Origin of the sequence: Pseudarthrobacter sp. fls2-241-R2A-168 (assembly GCF_030209335.1) — a bacterium.
GTDB lineage: Bacteria > Actinomycetota > Actinomycetes > Actinomycetales > Micrococcaceae > Arthrobacter.
The window spans coordinates 1-16,993 of record NZ_JARVSG010000028.1 but is presented as its reverse complement, the minus strand read 5'-3'; the positions used below and the strand labels follow the sequence as shown (position 1 = coordinate 16,993).

Annotated in this window: 18 protein-coding genes; 12 read left to right on the top strand and 6 right to left on the bottom strand. The window is 65.8% G+C overall.

Annotated elements, in window-relative coordinates; translation table 11 throughout:
• Positions 1-100 precede the first annotated feature (100 nt).
• From rimM to QRN11_RS15160, 12 genes are all read left to right on the top strand, one after another.
• Entirely contained in the window at positions 101-646 is a 546-nt protein-coding gene (gene rimM / locus QRN11_RS15215) for a ribosome maturation factor RimM (RefSeq protein WP_091415931.1), read from the top strand.
• Positions 647-1,459, top strand: coding sequence for a tRNA (guanosine(37)-N1)-methyltransferase TrmD (trmD, locus tag QRN11_RS15210; protein ID WP_285313423.1), 813 nt, complete (start codon positions 647-649; stop codon positions 1,457-1,459).
• A gap of 261 nt (positions 1,460-1,720) precedes the next feature.
• Positions 1,721-2,080 (top strand): 50S ribosomal protein L19, encoded by a 360-nt coding sequence (rplS, locus tag QRN11_RS15205; RefSeq protein WP_050054723.1) that lies wholly within the window; start codon positions 1,721-1,723, stop codon positions 2,078-2,080.
• Between the two features lie 84 nt (positions 2,081-2,164).
• A complete protein-coding gene (gene lepB, locus QRN11_RS15200) occupies positions 2,165-2,842 on the top strand; it encodes a signal peptidase I (protein WP_285313421.1) in 678 nt (225 codons plus the stop codon).
• Positions 2,843-3,667, top strand: a complete 825-nt coding sequence (lepB, locus tag QRN11_RS15195) for a signal peptidase I (RefSeq protein WP_285313420.1) — start codon at positions 2,843-2,845, stop codon at positions 3,665-3,667. It abuts the gene before it with no gap.
• Positions 3,668-3,669: 2 nt separating this feature from the next.
• Positions 3,670-4,515, top strand: a complete 846-nt coding sequence (gene rnhB, locus QRN11_RS15190; protein WP_285313419.1) for a ribonuclease HII — start codon at positions 3,670-3,672, stop codon at positions 4,513-4,515.
• Positions 4,516-4,605: 90 nt separating this feature from the next.
• A complete protein-coding gene (locus QRN11_RS15185; protein WP_013601392.1) occupies positions 4,606-4,932 on the top strand; it encodes a DUF2469 domain-containing protein in 327 nt (108 codons plus the stop codon).
• A gap of 123 nt (positions 4,933-5,055) precedes the next feature.
• Positions 5,056-5,412 carry a YraN family protein gene (locus tag QRN11_RS15180; RefSeq protein WP_285313418.1) on the top strand — a complete coding sequence of 119 codons (357 nt, stop codon included), beginning with the start codon at positions 5,056-5,058 and terminating at the stop codon, positions 5,410-5,412.
• Positions 5,413-6,957 carry a YifB family Mg chelatase-like AAA ATPase gene (locus QRN11_RS15175; RefSeq protein WP_285313417.1) on the top strand — a complete coding sequence of 515 codons (1,545 nt, stop codon included), beginning with the start codon at positions 5,413-5,415 and terminating at the stop codon, positions 6,955-6,957.
• Entirely contained in the window at positions 6,954-8,153 is a 1,200-nt protein-coding gene (dprA, locus tag QRN11_RS15170; protein WP_285313416.1) for a DNA-processing protein DprA, read from the top strand. Before QRN11_RS15175 ends, dprA begins: the two co-directional genes overlap by 4 nt.
• Before the next feature lie 93 nt (positions 8,154-8,246).
• On the top strand, positions 8,247-9,173 hold the full coding sequence (locus QRN11_RS15165; RefSeq protein WP_285313415.1) for a tyrosine recombinase XerC: 927 nt from the start codon (positions 8,247-8,249) through the stop codon (positions 9,171-9,173).
• 259 nt (positions 9,174-9,432) lie between these two features.
• Positions 9,433-9,936, top strand: a complete 504-nt coding sequence (locus QRN11_RS15160) for a DUF3145 domain-containing protein (RefSeq protein WP_041652118.1) — start codon at positions 9,433-9,435, stop codon at positions 9,934-9,936.
• A 145-nt stretch (positions 9,937-10,081) separates the two neighbouring features.
• On the opposite strand, the gene QRN11_RS15155 is transcribed toward QRN11_RS15160, so the two are convergent.
• The 6 genes from QRN11_RS15155 to QRN11_RS15130 all read right to left on the bottom strand — a co-directional run.
• Positions 10,082-11,317, bottom strand: coding sequence for a beta-ketoacyl-[acyl-carrier-protein] synthase family protein (locus QRN11_RS15155; RefSeq protein ID WP_091415953.1), 1,236 nt, complete (start codon positions 11,315-11,317; stop codon positions 10,082-10,084).
• A 161-nt stretch (positions 11,318-11,478) separates the two neighbouring features.
• Entirely contained in the window at positions 11,479-11,724 is a 246-nt protein-coding gene (locus QRN11_RS15150; protein ID WP_009359314.1) for an acyl carrier protein, read from the bottom strand.
• 81 nt (positions 11,725-11,805) lie between these two features.
• A complete protein-coding gene (locus QRN11_RS15145; RefSeq protein WP_091415954.1) occupies positions 11,806-12,867 on the bottom strand; it encodes a beta-ketoacyl-ACP synthase III in 1,062 nt (353 codons plus the stop codon).
• The gene (locus QRN11_RS15140; protein WP_091415957.1) at positions 12,864-13,793 is read right to left on the bottom strand and encodes an ACP S-malonyltransferase; all 930 of its coding nucleotides are present in this window, start codon (positions 13,791-13,793) and stop codon (positions 12,864-12,866) included. Before QRN11_RS15140 ends, QRN11_RS15145 begins: the two co-directional genes overlap by 4 nt.
• An 88-nt stretch (positions 13,794-13,881) precedes the next feature.
• The gene (locus QRN11_RS15135; RefSeq protein ID WP_091415960.1) at positions 13,882-15,126 is read right to left on the bottom strand and encodes a PucR family transcriptional regulator; all 1,245 of its coding nucleotides are present in this window, start codon (positions 15,124-15,126) and stop codon (positions 13,882-13,884) included.
• 158 nt (positions 15,127-15,284) lie between these two features.
• Positions 15,285-16,993: transketolase-like TK C-terminal-containing protein (locus QRN11_RS15130; protein WP_502935042.1), on the bottom strand; the 1,709-nt coding region annotated here is incomplete at its 5' end.

Sequence of the window (16,993 nt, the reverse complement as noted above, 5' to 3'; positions counted from 1 at the left end):
CTCCACCCACGGTGGAGGGGCCGGAGTGCTTTCACCGGCACCCTTTCACCGGCACCCCCGCCGAACCACACGGATCAGACACATCGGAACAGAGGAACACATGCAGCTGCAGGTGGCACGAATCGGCAAACCCCACGGCATCCGGGGGGAAGTAACCGTCCAGGTCCTGACCGACGCCCCTGAGGACCGGTTTGTTCCGGGAACCGCATTTGTGGTCGAACCGGCCTCTGCCGGACCGCTGACCGTCAGCAGCGCCCGCTGGAACAAGGACATCCTGCTGCTGGGGTTCGAGGAAATTGGAACCCGCAATGAAGCGGAAACCCTCCGCGGTGCCAAACTCTTCATTGAAACCGAGGAACTGGACGAGGACGACGACGACGGCTGGTACGAGCACGAGCTGGTGGGACTCGAAGCCCGGGTGGGATCCCAGGTGGTGGGCAAGGTCGCGGCGCTCAACACCATGCCGGTCCAGGACCTGCTGGTGGTCACCACGCCAGGCGGGGAAGAGATCCTCATACCTTTCGTTGAGCAGATCGTGCCGGAGGTCAACATCGAGGAAGGATTCGTCCTCCTCACCCCGCCGGACGGCCTGTTCGAGCTGAACGTGGATCAGGACGCCGGAACCGGTCCGGAAAGCAACGCCTAAATGCGGATCGACGTTGTCAGTATTTTTCCCGAGTACCTGGCGCCCCTTGATCTCTCCCTGATCGGCAAGGCCCGCCAGGACGGGATCCTGGACCTTCACGTCCACGATCTCCGGGCCTTCACCACCGACAGGCACCGGACTGTGGATGACACCCCCTACGGCGGTGGCGCGGGCATGGTGATGAAGGCTGAGCCCTGGGCCCAGGCACTGTCGTCAATCGCAGAGGGGCGCCCGGCAGGTTTGGACAAGCCTGTCCTGATCGTCCCGTCGCCCGCGGGGGAGCGGTTCACACAGGCCCTCGCCTACGAACTGGCCGAAGAGGAGCATCTCGCATTCGCCTGCGGACGCTATGAGGGCATCGACGAGCGGGTCATCGAGTGGTCGCATGAACACTTCACCGTGCGTCCCGTCAGCCTTGGCGATTACGTCCTGAACGGCGGTGAAGTGGCTGTCCTGGCCATGGTGGAGGCCATCGGCAGGCTCCTGCCCGGTGTTGTGGGCAACCCGGAGTCGCTCGTGGAGGAGTCACACTCCGACGGGTTGCTGGAGTACCCGGTCTACACCAAGCCATCTGTCTGGCGCGAGCGGGAAGTGCCCCCGGTCCTGCTCAGCGGCAACCATGGAAAGATCGCCCAGTGGCGCAGGCACGAACAGTTCCGCCGGACGGCGGAACGCCGCCCCGACCTGCTCGAAACGTTCGACGCCGGCAAGCTGCCCCGTGCCGACCGCGCCGCCCTGCAGGACCTGGGATACGACGTCGTGGACGGCCGCCTGCGGCGCCGCCCCGCCGGGCCTGACGGACAGCAGGACTGACTGGGGCCCGCATTCTCGGGCCGCCGGATTCCGGGATTGGCTGTCCGTCGCGGACTGTGGCAAAATTAGTCCTTGTGTCTGCTGGGTCCGCACCTGCCACAGGGGGAGCGCAACCAACAGCTAAGACAACCGGCCACATCAATCAGTGAAGTGGCCGGACTACTAAACTTTCGGCAGCAATCTCCGGTGCGCCACCAGCGTCCGGGCTTGACTGCCGTGACCCAAAGTGAATGACCCGTGGCGTTCACCAGGAGTGCACTCATGCATATTCTCGATTCCGTAGATGCAGCCTCGCTGCGCACCGATGTTCCCGCGTTCCGCGCAGGTGACACCCTCAAGGTTCACGTGAACATCATCGAAGGCAAGAACACCCGTGTCCAGGTATTCCAGGGCTTCGTCCTGGGCCGCCAGGGCGAGGGCGTCCGCGAGACCTTCACCGTCCGTAAGGTTTCCTTCGGCGTCGGCGTGGAGCGTACCTTCCCGGTACACTCCCCGATCATCGAAAAGATCGAGGTCGTTACCAAGGGTGACGTCCGCCGCGCCAAGCTTTACTACATGCGTGCACTGCGTGGTAAGGCTGCGAAGATCAAGGAAAAGCGCGACTTCAGCACCGCCAAGTAAGTCCTTCCCGGACCTACCCAGGCAGGGCCGCAGCCGTAACCGGCCAGCGCCGGAGCCATGCACCAGCGCCCAGGATACGGACTTATGGACCAGACAAAACGCCAGCCCCCCAAAACGGGCTGGCGTTTTGCGTTCCTCGCCTTTGTGCTGGCCATTGCGGTCAGCGGGCTGGTCCGCTCACTCTGGCTGGATGTCTACTACATTCCGTCCGAGTCCATGGAACCGCTCCTCCAGGGCGGGGACCGGATCCTTGTCTCGCGCACGGATTTCAACGCCGAGCCGGTCCGGCGCGGGGACATCGTGGTCTTTGACGGCCGGGGAACGTTCTCACCGCTCAACAGCGGCAGGGGGGCGTTCGTGGACTCCGCAGTGGCGATCACCCAATGGCTTGGCATCACCGGCAGTGACACCACGTACGTCAAGCGCGTCATCGGCCTCCCGGGGGACACCGTGGTCTGCTGCGACACCGGCGGGCAAGTCACCGTCAACGGCCAGCCATTGGCCGAGCCCTATATCTTTCCCGGTGATCACCCCAGCACCCAAAAGTTCACCGCAGAAGTGCCGGACGGGCGGCTGTGGCTGTTGGGCGACCACCGGTCCGTGTCCGCCGACTCCCGGAGCCTGCTGGGTGCCCCCGGCGGGGGGATGGTACCCCTGGACAGGGTGATTGGCAGGCCGGTCCAGATCGTCTGGCCGCTTGATAGATTTGCTGCAGTACCTCGGCCGCCAGCGGCAGGGCCCATAAAAGAGAACGGACAGTAGATGCCCGAGAACCACCCGCGGATCCCCGAGCCGCGTCCGGACGGCGCCCCGGATTCCCCGGCCAGTGCTGCACCGGAAGCAGCAGCGGCTCCGGAAGCACCTTCCAGGGCTGCGAGCAGCCGGGCCGAAGCGAGGGCCGCCGACGAAAAGACGGGCGGAAGCCAGGTGCTCGCCTGGCTGAAGGAAATAGCCACGGTAGTGGTCATCGCCGTGGTGCTCTCCTTCCTGATCAAAACGTTCCTGTTCCGGGCCTTCTTCATCCCGTCCGAATCCATGGTGAATACGCTGGACGTGGACGACCGGATTTTTGTTAACCTCCTGGTACCGGAACCGTTCTCGCTGAGCCGCGGGGACGTTGTGGTGTTCCGCGACACCAAGGGCTGGCTGCCGGCGGCGCCGGAAAAGACCAACGGGCCCTTCACCTGGGTGCAGGACGGCCTGACGTTTGTTGGCCTCCTGCCGGACAACTCCGAGCAACACCTGGTCAAGAGGGTCATCGGGCTGCCGGGGGACCATGTGGTTTGCTGTGACGCCGGCGGTAAACTGACCATTAACGGAACCGCCATCGACGAAAAGTACGTCAACGCTGCAGAGGTTCCGCAGGTCCGCAACTTCGATGTGACTGTCCCCGAAGGCAAGGTGTGGGTGATGGGTGATAACCGGAACCACTCCGCCGATTCCCGGGCCCACATGGATGCCGGCGGCGGTTTCGTTGATATGGCAGATCTTGAAGGCAAGGCTGCCGTCATCGCATGGCCGCTGAGCCGGATCACCACCCTGGACAATTACCCGGACGTGTTCCGGAACGTTCCGGCAGCGCCCTGACCATGTCCCCGGTAGTTAAGGCCAGCCCCGCCAAGGCCAGCCCCGCCAAGGCCGGCACGGCCAAGGGGCGGGCCGGTTCCGCCAAAGCGGCCCGTCCCGCCAAGGCTCCCACCCTGCGGCACGAACGGACATTCAAGGCGCAGGGCGTGCGCCTTATCGCCGGTGTTGATGAAGTGGGCCGCGGCGCTCTTGCCGGTCCCGTCAGCGTCGGCATCGCCGTGGTCGACGTGGAGCGACAGCGGCCGCTGGCCGGGGTGCGGGACAGTAAGCTCCTCAGCCCGGCGGAACGGGAACGCCTTGACCCGCTGGTCCGCCGGTGGAGTGTGGCATCGGCGGTAGGGCATGCCTCAGCGCAGGAGATTGATGCCCTGGGCATTATTGCCGCGCTGCGTTTGGCTGGAACCCGCGCCTGGCAGGAGATTCTGGCGGTGGGTGTGGCCCCGGACATGGTGCTCCTGGACGGCAGCCATAACTGGCTGTCCCCGGCAGAACAGCTGTCCCTCTTTGACGAGCCGGTGCTTGAAGCCGCCTGTGAGGCGCCGGTGCATACCAAGATCAAAGCGGACATGCAGTGCCTGAGCGTCGCTGCCGCGAGCGTGATCGCCAAGGTGGAGCGGGACAGGATGATGAAGGAACTCCATATGGAGTACCCGGACTTCGGCTGGGACATCAACAAGGGCTATGCCACCGTCCTGCACCGGGACGTGCTCCGTGCGGCGGGTCCAACCCCGTACCACCGTGTAAGCTGGCGCCTGCTCGGCGGGGAGTTGCTCGACGGGGCGCTGGAGGATACCGGCGGTGACGATGTCCTGGGCGGCGACGCCGGCGGGCCTGCCGCTGAAGACTGAGCCCGTCCGCGGACTGGTTCCTGGTGGACTCTGCCGCCCATACGCCCGGCACGGGCTCCGGCGGCGCCGCACATGGTGCAAGATGGAAGCATGAGTGCTGAGGATCTTGAAAACTACGAAACCGACATGGAGCTGCAGCTCTACCGTGAATACCGCGACGTCGTCGGACTGTTCAGCTACGTTGTCGAGACCGAACGGCGCTTCTACCTTGCCAACCATGTGGACCTCCAGGCCCGCAGCGCCGACGGCGAAGTCTACTTCGACCTGACCCTGCAGGACGCCTGGGTATGGGACGTGTATCGCTCGGCGCGGTTCGTCAAGAGTGTCCGGGTCCTTACGTTCAAGGACGTCAACGTGGAAGAGCTTCCGCGCAACGAAGAACTCGCACTGCCCAAGGATGTTGACCTGGGTCAGTAATACCTGACGGGCCGCCGGGGACTTGTCCTGCACAGTCACCCCCGGCGGCTGTTTTGTGCACATACGGCACAAGCTCCCTTACCTCCGCAACCGCGCGGCCGCAGGCTGGTTGCGGAGGTAGAAATGAAATCAAAAGACCTGTTGGGCCGCCGCGGCGAGGACCTCGCCACGGATTATCTTGAGTCCCTCGGCATGCTGGTGGTGGAGCGCAACTGGCGCTGCACCGAGGGCGAAATCGACATTGTGGCCCTCGACGGCGATGCCTTGGTGATTGCCGAAGTGAAGACCCGCCGATCCCTCGACTACGGCCACCCCTTTGAAGCGGTTGGTCCGGAGAAGCTCGCCCGCCTGCACCGGCTTGGTTCCGCCTGGTGCCGGGACCGGGAGCTGCGAATGCCGCTGCGGCGGGTGGATGTCATCGCCGTCCTGGACGACGGCGGCGGCGAACCCCTGGTGGAGCACCTCAAGGGGGTGGGATGAATGGCCCTCGGCAGAACCTACTCCATCGCCCTCGTCGGGCTGAACGGCTACATCGTGGAGGTCGAGGCGGACATCGGCCAAACCCTGCCGGCTTTTATTCTTCTCGGGCTGCCGGACGCCTCGTTGAATGAAGCAAAGGAGCGCATCCGCTCCGCAGCCAAGAACTCCGGGATCCCGCTAAGCCGCCGGAAGATCACGGCCAACCTCATTCCGGCCTCACTGCCCAAACGCGGCTCGGGGTTCGACCTGGCAGTCACCATGGCTGTACTGCGGGCGGCGAATGACATCAAGCCAACCGGAAAGACTGTCTTTATCGCGGAGCTGGGGCTTGACGGCAGGCTGCGCCCGGTCCGCGGCATCCTGCCCGCCGTGATGGCATCGGTCCAGGCGGGCTATTCGGACATCGTGGTGGCGCATGCCAACCTGGCGGAGGCGGCCCTGGTTCCCGGCGCCAACGTCAGGGGCTACCGCACCCTCGCCCGCCTGGCCCTCGATTTTGGCGCCGACCCGCAGGAGCTTGCCCTGGATTTTGAACCGGATGACTCGCAGCTTCCAGCCCATGAGGAGGAGGATGACGGCATCTGTCCGGACATGGCTGATGTCTCCGGGCAGGGCGATGCGAGGCGGGCCCTCGAAGTGGCAGCAGCCGGCGCACACCATCTCCTCCTGATGGGTCCGCCGGGCGCCGGCAAGACCATGCTGGCCGAACGCCTTCCCGGGCTGTTGCCGGACCTTGCCGACCACGAGGCCATGGAGGTTACCGCCATCCATTCGCTCTGCGGCCTGCCATCGTCCTCAGCCCGGCTGCTGCGCCGCCCGCCCTTCGAAAGCCCGCACCACTCGGCCACCGCCGCCGCAATCATCGGCGGCGGCTCGGGTCTGCCCAGGCCAGGCGCCGCCTCCCGTGCCCATCGGGGCGTTCTCTTCCTGGACGAGGCTCCAGAGTATGAGCGCCGCGTGCTTGATGCACTGCGGCAGCCGTTGGAGAGTGGGGAACTGGTGATTCACCGCTCCGCCGGCACCGCTGCCTATCCTGCCCGGTTCCAGTTGGTTCTGGCCGCCAACCCCTGCCCCTGCGGCAAGGCTTCAGGCAAGGGCCTGGACTGCACTTGTACGCCGATGATGCGGCGGCGGTACCTGGCCCGGATGTCCGGCCCGCTGCTGGACCGGGTGGATATCCAGCTCCAGGTGGACAGGGTCTCCCTGGCGGAGTTCGGGCAGGGAGGCGCCGAGGAGGATACTGCGTCAGTAGCTGACAGGGTGCGCAATGCCCGCGGGCGGCAGCTTGAACGGCTGCAGCCCTTCGGCCTGGAAACAAACGCCCAGGTACCCGGCCGTGTACTGCGGGGAGAACTTCGGCTTCCGGCGGCCTCCACCCGCATCCTCGACCATTCACTGGAACGCGGCGTACTCACCGCCCGCGGCTATGACCGGGTTCTTCGCCTGGCCTGGACCATGGCGGACCTGGGACACAGGGAACGGCCGGACGTCAACGATATCGGGCAGGCGCTGGGACTGCGGCAGGCTGCGGCGGTGGCCGCATGACGGGGATCGGGGCCGACCCTGAAAGGGTGGCGCGGGCCGCGCTTGCCAGGTTGATGGAACCCCAGGATGCCGCCGGGCTGGCACTGGTGCAGATCTGCGGCGCAGTGGATGCCCTGCGGATTGCCACCGGCCAGGTTTCTGCCGGAACGGAGCTGGAGCGTGAGATCACCTCGCTCCTTGCGGACAGTGGGTCCGCCACCAGCTGGTCCGGGATGGCCGCGTCGTTGAAGCGCTGGCAGCCCCGGATTCCGGATCTGGCCCCCGAGCGGGACCTCGCAACCATGGCACGGCTGGGCGGCAGGCTGATCATCCCGTCGGACGGGTTGTGGCCGGTCCAGCTCTCCGACCTGGGCATCCATGAACCCCTCTGCCTGTGGTGGCGGGGGACGGAGCAGCCCCTGCCGGGGGCGGAGAAGTGCATCGCGCTCGTAGGGTCCCGGGACAGCACCAGCTATGGCGCATCGGTTACAGGGGATATTGCCTACTCTTTGGCGCAGCGGGGCCTCACCATTGTGTCCGGGGGTGCCTACGGCATTGATGCGCACGCCCACCGTGCCGCACTTGCCGGCGCTTCGGCAGCAGTGCCCACTATCGCCGTGATGGCCGGCGGTGTTGACCGCTTCTACCCGTCCGGGAACGAAGACCTGCTCCGCGCCGTCTGCAACCAAGGGGCTGTGATAGCGGAAGTTCCACCAGGCTCGGCGCCCACCCGGTACCGGTTCCTGCAACGGAACAGGCTCATCGCCGCCATGTCGGCGGTGACGGTGGTTGTGGAAGCGCGCTGGCGGTCAGGAGCCTTAAACACAGCTCATCACGCCGAGACGCTGGGCCGGGCAGTGGGTGCTGTCCCCGGCTCGGTGCACAGCGCCAATTCGGCCGGCTGCCACCGGCTGCTCCGGGACGGCGGTGCCGTGTGCGTCACAGACGCGGCAGAAATCGCTGAGCTGGCAGGGCCCAGCGGCTCCGGGCTTCCGGAATCCCGCCAGGGCGGAGCCGAAGTCCAGGACGGGCTGACCCTCGAAGACCTGATCCTCCTGGATGCGCTTCCGCTGCGGTCCACCACGTCGGTCGAGAAGCTCTGTTCCGTGGCCGGACTGGGACCGGAATCAGTGCGGGCCGGGCTCGGCCGGCTGGGGCTGCTCGGGCTGGCTGTGTCGGAGCGGGGCGGCTGGAAGCGTGGCCAGGCGTCGGCATGACGAGGGGGGTTCACCAAGGCAGCGGGGGGCGTGCTTGACGAAGTGGATCGTGTCCAGCACGCGGACGGCGGCAACACCTGAGACAGTAGGAGAGTGGAGAACCAGGAACTGCCCCGGGAACTAGGCCAGGCGCTGGGCGCCTTCGTGGCGTACCTGTCGGGGGAGCGGGCCCTGTCGCAGCACACGCTGCGTGCTTATGAGGGCGACGTCCGCAGCCTCATGGCCCATGCGGCTTCCGAGGGCGTAACCATGCTTGCTGACCTGGACCTCGGAACCCTGCGGCGGTGGCTGGGAGTGCAGAGCCAGTCAGGCGTCGCACGCTCCACTCTTGCGCGCCGGGCCGCCACCGCGCGTGCCTTCACGGCATGGGCTTTAAGGGATGAGCACATCACCGCCGATCCGGCGCTGAGGCTCAAGTCACCCAAACGCGAGCAGTCCCTGCCCGGCGTCCTGCAGTCCCAGCAGCTGACCAGGCTCCTGACCAGGCTGGAGGAAGCTGCCGCAGAGGGTGAACCCCTGCCTGTACGGGACAGGGCGATCGTCGAACTGCTCTATGCGACGGGAGTCCGGGTCGGGGAGCTCACAAGCCTCGACATCGATGACCTGGACCCGGACCGGCGGACACTGCGTGTCATCGGCAAAGGCAATAAGGAACGCACCGTCCCCTACGGCGTGCCGGCGGCGGTGGCAGTGGATGACTGGCTCCGGCGGGGCCGGCCAAAGTTCGCCAGGGACAACAGCGGCCCCGCCCTCTTCCTGGGCGCCCGGGGAGGCCGGATGGACCAGCGGCAGGTCCGGTCGCTGGTCAATACCCTGTTCGATGCCTTGGGTGACACCTCGGCCTCCGGCCCGCACGCCCTTCGCCACTCGGTAGCCACGCACTTGCTGGACGGCGGCGCGGACCTGCGGGCCGTGCAGGAGATACTGGGGCACAGCAGCCTTGCCACCACCCAGATTTACACCCATGTCTCTGTGGACCGGCTTCGCAAGAGCTACCAGCAGGCACACCCCAGGGCATGACCCAATGCTGCCTGGATCAGCCAGGAATCGCACTGGCGTAATTAGGCAGCGTACGGCACAATAAGAGTCACGTCCGGCAACTTTCAAGTCCCGCTTGAAGCTCCATTGCTTGCTTCCGGTGGACCACCAAGTCCGGACACAGCTTTACCTGAACAGTTGAATATTGAGGCAGGGAAACAGGACCGGCAGTGCAGGGCACGGCAGTTCCATCCAGGCGGAGGTCGTTGGGGAAGACGTACCTAGAGCTATGGAGGATGGAATGTCTGTTGCAATGACCCGCGGTGTGCTGTTTGTTCACTCAGCCCCTACTGCTTTGTGCCCTCACGTTGAGTGGGCCATCGGCTCCGTCGTGGACAAGCGGACGGATCTTGAGTGGACCCCTCAGCCTGCCGCGCCTGGAATGTTCCGGGCCGAGTTGTCCTGGACCGGCGCCCCCGGGACGGGATCGAAGCTTGCCTCGTCCCTCCGCGGCTGGGCTCACCTCCGCTACGAGGTCACCGAGGAACCGAGCCAGGGTGTGGATGGCGGCCGGTGGTCGCATACCCCCGAGCTGGGAATCTTCCATGCCGTCACTGACGTGCACGGCAACATCATGGTGTCCGAGGACAGGATCCGCTACGCCTACGAATCCGGCGCGGGGGATCCTGCAGCTGTCTACCACGAGCTCTCGCTGGCCCTTGGTGAGGCCTGGGATGAGGAACTCGAACCCTTCCGGCACGCTGCCGAGGGCGCGCCCGTCCGCTGGCTGCACCAGGTGGGATAACCGCAGCAGAACACCCCCGACGCAGCCTGTCGCCATCGTGATAGAGACCGGCAGCAACATCAAGCAATCTCCATAGCACAACAGGAGGCCCCGCCAGCCGGCGGGGCCTCCTGTTGGTCTCTCGGCAGTAAGCGCCGGACTGCTGCTAGATGCTGCGGACGGCAACCACGGCGTTGTGCCCGCCGAAGCCGAAGGAGTTGCTCAGTGCCACGATGCTGCCAGCCGGCAGGTCCCTGGCCGAGGTGACCACGTCGAGCGGGATCTCCGGGTCCTGGTTCTCCAGGTTGATCGTCACCGGCGCCTTGCGCTCGTACACGGCCAGCACCGTAAGCACGGCCTCAACTGCGCCGGACGCACCCAGGAGGTGGCCCATCTGCGACTTGGTGGCAGATACCGCCACGCTGTCCACATGGTTGCCCAACGCAGCACGGAGTGCGGTGTACTCCGGCTTGTCGCCTACGGGGGTGGAGGTGGCGTGTGCGTTGACGTGCACCACGTCCTCGGCCTGGATCCGGCCGTCGAACATCGCAGCTTTCAGCGCGCGGGTAGCGCCAAGGCCTTCGGGGTCCGGGGCGGTGATGTGGTAGGCGTCCGCCGTGACGGAAGTACCGGCGAGTTCGCCGTAGATCCGGGCTCCGCGGGCCAGGGCGTGCTCCTCTGCCTCGAGGACCAGGGCGCCGGCGCCCTCACCCATCACAAAACCGTCACGGGCGGTATCGTACGGGCGGGAGGCACCCTGCGGGTCGTCATTGCGCCGGGACAATGCCTGCATGGAGGCGAATGCTGCAAGCGGCATCGGGTGGATGGCGGCTTCGGCACCACCGCACATCACCACGTCTGCCTTGCCGGAGCGGATCAGTTCCAGGCCCAGGTGCATGGCTTCGGTGCCCGAGGCGCAGGCAGAAACGGGGGTGTGGGCGCCGGCGCGGGCGCCCAGGTCCAGGCTGACGGCCGCGGCAACACCGTTGGGCATCAGCATCGGAACGGTCATGGGGAGGACGCGGCGGGGACCCTTTTCCTTCAAGGTGTCCCAGGCGTCCAGGAGGGTCCAGACCCCGCCAATGCCGGTGGCGAAAGCCACAGCCAGCCGGTCCTTGTCGAATTCGGTGATACCGGAGTCGGCCCATGCCTCGCGGGCCGCGATCACGCCGAACTGGGTGGAGGGGTCCATCCGCTTTGCCTCCACACGGCTCAGCACCTCCAGCGCGGGAGTGCTGCAGCGGGCTGCGAAGTGGACGGGCAGTTCGTACTTGGCTACCCAGTCGTCCTCCAAGGTGCGGGCACCGGAGACCCCCTTGAGCGCGTTGTTCCACATCGTGGGTACATCGCCGCCGATGGGTGTGGTGGCACCCAGACCGGTAATGACTACTTTGCGTGTCATGGGATCACTCTTTCGTCGGTGGGAATCCGTCTGCCGGAGGGTCCCGCGTTTTGATGGTCGGCACGCTTGCACGCGCAAGGTGCCGGAAAATGCGGCGGGCTGCCGGTCCGGTCATCCGGACCGGCAGCCCCGCCAAGCCGTAGTACGGCGAAAGCCTGGAACTAGGCCTGTGCTCCAGCGATGAAGCTGACGGCGTCGCCGACGGTCTTGAGGTTCTTGACCTCTTCGTCCGGGATGCGCACGCCGAACTTCTCTTCGGCGTTGACCACGATGGTCATCATGGAGATGGAGTCGATGTCCAGGTCCTCGGTGAAGGACTTGTCCAGCTCCACAGCCTCGGGGGCCAGGCCGGTTTCTTCGTTCACGATTTCAGCCAGGCCGGCCAGGATCTCTTCGTTGCTAGCCATGTGATGGCTCCTTTTCTTGTATTGCCGGCAAGTACTGCCGGAAATGGCTCAGGACGCGGTTGCGGCCTGTTGGGGGCGCTTCTAGGGAAGGACAACTACCTGGGCGCCGAAGACCAGCCCGGCACCGAAACCGATCTGCAGTGCCAGGCCGCCGCTCAGTTCCGGCTTTTCCGCCAGGAGGCGGTGGGTAGCCAGCGGGATGGATGCCGCAGAGGTGTTTCCTGCGTCGGCGATGTCCCGTGCCACTGTAACTGTCTCGGGCAGTTTCAGCTTCTTCACCATCTCGTCGATGATGCGCATGTTGGCCTGGTGGGGGATAAACGCCACCAGGTCCTCAGCGGTCACACCGGCCGCCTCGAGGGCCTGCTGGGCGACCTTCGCCATTTCCCAGACGGCCCAGCGGAATACGGTCTGGCCATCCTGGCGCAGCGTGGGGTAGAGCTCCTGGGCCTCTTCGAGCAGGGCGAGGTCGCCGGTGGAGTCGGACTGCCGGGCGGCCATGCCGAGGTCACGGACGTCCAGCATAGACCGGGTCATGCCGATGGCGTCCCACTTGCTGCCATCCGAGCCCCACACGGACGGCGCGATGCCGGGAGTCTCGGAGGGGCCAATGACGACGGCGCCTGCACCGTCCCCGAGCAGGAAGGAGATGGTGCGTTCCCGGTTGTCAATGACGTCGGAGAGCTTTTCGGCGCCGACCACCAGCACGTACTTCGCAGCTCCGGAACGCACCAGTGAGTCACCCTGCGCGATGCCGTAGCAGTAGCCGGCGCAGGCAGCCGAGATGTCAAAGGCGGGGGCAGGGGTGGCGCCGAGTCGGTCCGCGAGGCTGGCAGCGGCGGACGGCGTCGCGTACGGGTGCGTGACAGTGGAGACGATGACGGCGCCCAGGTCAGAGCCCTGGATTCCGGCTTTTTCCATCGCTTCGCGGGCAGCGCCCTCGGCCATGTCGATAACGCTGATGTCGGCCGGGGCGCGGTGCCGGGTGACGATCCCGGTGCGCTGGCGGATCCATTCGTCAGAGGAGTCGATCCACTGGCAGACGTCTTCATTGGTGACGATCACATCGGGGCGGTAGGCACCGAGACCCAGGATCCGGGTGTGCTCCTGAATGGGAGCCTGCTTCAGCGTGGGAACGCTCATGCGTTGCCCTCCAGTTCTGCGAAAAGGGCCAGGGCGGCGGAAAGGTCATCGGGAGTCTTGACTGCAACGGTCTTGACGCCCGGCATGCCCCGCTTGGCAAGCCCGGCAAGCGTGCCTGCCGGAGCCAGTTCGATGACGCCGGTGACGCCGCGCTGGACCAGTGCCTCCATGCAGAGGTCCCAGCGCACGGGCCGGGACACCTGGGCGATCAGGCTTTCGACGGCGGCACCACCGTCGGTGACCTCCCCGCCGTCGTAATTCGACAGCAGGGGAACCTTCGGGGCCTGCGGCTTCAGCTGCGGCTCCAGTGCCTTGAGCGTGCTGACAGCCGGTGACATATGGCTGGTGTGGAAGGCGCCGGCAACCTTCAGTGGAATGACGCGCGCCTTGGCAGGCGGATTGTCCGCGAGGGCCTTGAGCTGTTCGAACGTCCCGGCTGCAACGGTCTGCCCGGCGCCGTTGACGTTGGCCGGGGTGGCGCCTGCTGCTTCGATCGCAGCCAGGACCTCTGCCGGGTCCCCGCCTACCACGGCACTCATGCCGGTAGGCGTGACGGATGCGGCAGCGGCCATGCTGTTGGCCCGCTCACGGACGAAGGTCATGGCTTCCTGCTCGGTGAGGACTCCGGCAAGCGCCGATGCCGTGATTTCACCGACGGAATGTCCCGCCAGGATAACCGGCAGGGAGTTCAGCTCGACGTCGAAAAGGGATGCGGCGGCGACGAGACCGGCCGCAACGATCAGGGGCTGCGCCACGGCAGTGTCCTTGATGGTTTCCTCATCCGAGGTGGTCCCGTGCGCGATCAGGTCAATGCCTGCGATGTCGCTCAGGGCGGCCAGCTGGCCTGCCACCGGGGGCAGTTCAAGCCAGGGGGCCAGAAAACCCGGGGTTTGCGAGCCCTGTCCAGGGCAGACTATTGCAAGCACGTAACCAGCTTTCCAAATTACTGTGTGATGGAGCGGTGTTTGTCCGCACCAAGCTCACGGGGTCAGGTTGTAGGAAGTCTACAACGCCTCAGGGTTGGTTTCGGGACGGATGGCGCTCCGCGGCGGCTTTGGGCGGGGCTGAAAGACGGCCAACCACGAGGGCGGCCTGGAGGACAAACGCCTCCCGCGGCAGGAGCGGATCCCAGCCTGTGACGTCACAAACCCGCTTCAGCCGGTACCTGACAGTGTTCGCATGGACGAAGAGCTCACGGGCCGTTGCCTCCAGGGAATGGCCCAGTTCCAGGTAGGTTCCGAGCGTTTCCACCAGTCCGTTGGACGCTGCCAGGAGCGGCCGGTAAATGTTTTTGACCAGGGAGCGGCGGGCCGCGTCATCACCGGAGATGACGCGCTCGGGGAGGAGATCATCGGCGGCAACAGGCCGCGGGGCGGCAGGCCACGCGCGCGCAGCCGTGAGGCCGGCGAACGCGGACTGGGCGGAGCCGCTGGCCTCCAGCAGGGAACTGGCTTCGGGGCCATACACCACCGGTCCGGGAGCGAACATATCGCTGAGCTTCACGTAGGCGGTTTCCCGGTCCTGCACGCCACCCAGGATCAAGATGAGCCTGTCGCCCTGGATGCCCACCAGCGCGTCCTCCGCGTAACGGCCAGCCATCCGGCGGAGTTCGCTGACGTAACTGGCGCTCGGCTCCGAGGGGGAATTGCCCACCATCACCGTGAACCGTTCCTGCGCCTTCCAGCCCAGTGCGGCGATCCTTGACCGCAGGGCGTCAGTGTTTTCGCCGCGCAGGATGGCATCGACAATCAGGGCTTCCAGCCGCGTGTCCCAGGAGCCGCGGGATTCAGCCGCCCGTGCATAAACATCCGCGGCGGCGAACGCCACCTCGCGGGAGTAGCGGAGCACAGCCTCTCGCAGGGATGGCTGGTCAGCCTCGGGCGCGATGACCGGAACCTGGTCTTCCACCACTTCCACCACGATCCGGATCAGCTGCAGCGCTTTCTGCAGGCTGATGGACCGGGTCAGCTCCGTGGGTGCCGTGCCGAAAACATCTGTGAGGATCCACGACGGCGAACTTGGGCGCTCGTACCAGGTGACAAAAGCGGCGATGCCGTTCTGCGCCACCATCCCGAGGGCGGAACGCTCGTCTGAGCTGAGCCGGCTGTACCAGGGCAGGGATTTTTCCAGCTCGCGCATGGTGGTGGTGGAAAGCTGGCCAACGTTCGCCCGCAGTTTCTTCAGGGTTTCGGACTTCTCCGGAGTCACTCCGGGGAGGGACTGTTTGCGCTTCGCGGACGGTGTTGCAGGTGCTGGCATTCTTTGAGCATACGGCCCCTGCCCTGCAAGCTCCATTTGTGCGAAGGCTACAATCCGGCTGGTTGTGCGTCACAACCGTTGCCGCGCGGACAGACGACGGCGGCCCCCGCCTTTCGGTGGGGGCCGCCGTCGCGTTGCTGGCTCTTTAGCGGGTGAGGCTACGCTTCGCCTCCGGCGTTGCCGGTGGAACCTGCATTCACGTTGTGCAGCCGGTACTTGTCAATCGCCTTGGCCGGAGCCTGGGGATCAACCTCACCGCGGCGGGCCAGCATCTCCAGAGACCGCACCACAATGGAGTGGATATCGATCTTGAAGAAGCGGCGGGCTGCGGCTCGCGTGTCGGAGAAGCCGAAGCCGTCGGCGCCGAGGGTGGCGAATTCGTTGGGCACGAACTGCCGGATCTGGTCCGGGACGGCCTTCATGTAATCGCTGACGGCGACGACGGGGCCGGTGGCGCCTTCGAGCTGTTTGGTGACGAACGGGACGCGGGCTGGCTGGCCGGGGTTGAGGAAGGCTTCCTCTTCGGCGGCCAGGCCGTCGCGGCGCAGTTCGTTCCAGGAGGTCACTGACCAGACGTCGGCGGAGACGCCCCAGTCATCGGCCAGGAGCTGCTGTGCCTCCAGGGCCCACGGCACCGACACACCCGAGGCCAGGATCTGGGTCCGGGGACCGTCGATCTTCGCCGGGGCGAGCAGGTAGATGCCCTTGATAACGCCTTCGACGTCCAGCTCTTCGGGTTCGGCGGGCTGGGTGATGGGCTCGTTGTACACCGTGAGGTAGTACATGAGGTTCCGGTCGTCCGATTCCGGCCCGTACATGCGTTCGAGGCCGTCGCGGATGATGTGGCCCATTTCGTAGCCGTAGGCGGGGTCGTAGGTGACTACTGCCGGGTTGGTGGAGGCCAGGAGCGGGGAGTGGCCGTCGGCGTGCTGGAGGCCTTCGCCGGTGAGGGTGGTCCGTCCTGCGGTGGCGCCGATGATGAAGCCGCGGGTCATCTGGTCTGCTGCCGCCCAGAAGGCGTCGCCGGTGCGCTGGAAGCCGAACATGGAGTAGAACACGTAGACCGGGACCAGGGGCACGCCGTGAGTGGCGTACGCGGTACCGGCGGCGGTGAACGCAGCCACGGCCCCGGCTTCGTTGATACCGGGATGAATCAGCTGGCCCTGGGCGGACTCTTTGTAGGCCAGGACCAGGTCCCGGTCCACAGACAGGTAGTTCTGACCCTTGGGGTTGTAAATCTTCGCCGTCGGGAAGAACGCATCCATACCGAAGGTGCGCGCCTCATCCGGGATGATCGGGGCGATGTGCTTGCCGAACTCCTTGTCCCGCATCAAGTCCTTCAGGAGGCGGACGAAGGCCATGGTGGTGGCGGCCTGCTGCTTGCCCGAGCCACGCTTGGCCACCTCGTAGGACTTCGCGTCCGGCAGGGTGATCGCCGCGTGCTTGCTGCGGCGCTCGGGAACGGACCCGCCCAAAGCGGCCCGGCGCTCCATCATGTACTGGATTTCCGGGGCCTCCGTACCGGGGTGGTAGTACGGCGGCTGGTACGGGTCTTTTTCGAGCTGCTCATCCGTGACCGGGATCCGCAGGTGGTCGCGGAACTTCTTGAGGTCGTCGAGGGTGAGTTTTTTCATTTGGTGGGTCGCGTTGCGGCCCTCGAAGTGGGGTCCGAGTCCGTAGCCCTTGACGGTTTTGGCGAGGATGACGGTGGGTTTGCCCTTGAATTCGGTGGCGGCCTTGTACGCGGCGTAGACCTTGCGGTAGTCGTGGCCGCCGCGTTTGAGGTTCCAGATCTGGTCGTCGGTGAGGTCCGCGACGAGGTCTTTGGTGCGGGGGTCCTTGCCGAAGAAGTGTTCGCGGACGAACC

Excerpts from the sequence above, each read along its gene's own strand:
- QRN11_RS15145 (WP_091415954.1), bottom strand. The coding sequence starts at position 12,867 with ATGAGCGTTCCCACGCTGAAGCAGGCTCCCATTCAGGAGCACACCCGG.
- QRN11_RS15160 (WP_041652118.1), top strand. The coding sequence starts at position 9,433 with ATGTCTGTTGCAATGACCCGCGGTGTGCTGTTTGTTCACTCAGCCCCT.
- lepB (WP_285313421.1), top strand. The coding sequence starts at position 2,165 with ATGGACCAGACAAAACGCCAGCCCCCCAAAACGGGCTGGCGTTTTGCG.
- rimM (WP_091415931.1), top strand. The coding sequence starts at position 101 with ATGCAGCTGCAGGTGGCACGAATCGGCAAACCCCACGGCATCCGGGGG.
- rplS (WP_050054723.1), top strand. The coding sequence starts at position 1,721 with ATGCATATTCTCGATTCCGTAGATGCAGCCTCGCTGCGCACCGATGTT.
- QRN11_RS15150 (WP_009359314.1), bottom strand. The coding sequence starts at position 11,724 with ATGGCTAGCAACGAAGAGATCCTGGCCGGCCTGGCTGAAATCGTGAAC.
- QRN11_RS15175 (WP_285313417.1), top strand. The coding sequence starts at position 5,413 with ATGGCCCTCGGCAGAACCTACTCCATCGCCCTCGTCGGGCTGAACGGC.
- lepB (WP_285313420.1), top strand. The coding sequence starts at position 2,843 with ATGCCCGAGAACCACCCGCGGATCCCCGAGCCGCGTCCGGACGGCGCC.
- dprA (WP_285313416.1), top strand. The coding sequence starts at position 6,954 with ATGACGGGGATCGGGGCCGACCCTGAAAGGGTGGCGCGGGCCGCGCTT.
- QRN11_RS15155 (WP_091415953.1), bottom strand. The coding sequence starts at position 11,317 with ATGACACGCAAAGTAGTCATTACCGGTCTGGGTGCCACCACACCCATC.
- QRN11_RS15180 (WP_285313418.1), top strand. The coding sequence starts at position 5,056 with ATGAAATCAAAAGACCTGTTGGGCCGCCGCGGCGAGGACCTCGCCACG.
- QRN11_RS15185 (WP_013601392.1), top strand. The coding sequence starts at position 4,606 with ATGAGTGCTGAGGATCTTGAAAACTACGAAACCGACATGGAGCTGCAG.
- QRN11_RS15135 (WP_091415960.1), bottom strand. The coding sequence starts at position 15,126 with ATGCCAGCACCTGCAACACCGTCCGCGAAGCGCAAACAGTCCCTCCCC.
- rnhB (WP_285313419.1), top strand. The coding sequence starts at position 3,670 with ATGTCCCCGGTAGTTAAGGCCAGCCCCGCCAAGGCCAGCCCCGCCAAG.
- trmD (WP_285313423.1), top strand. The coding sequence starts at position 647 with ATGCGGATCGACGTTGTCAGTATTTTTCCCGAGTACCTGGCGCCCCTT.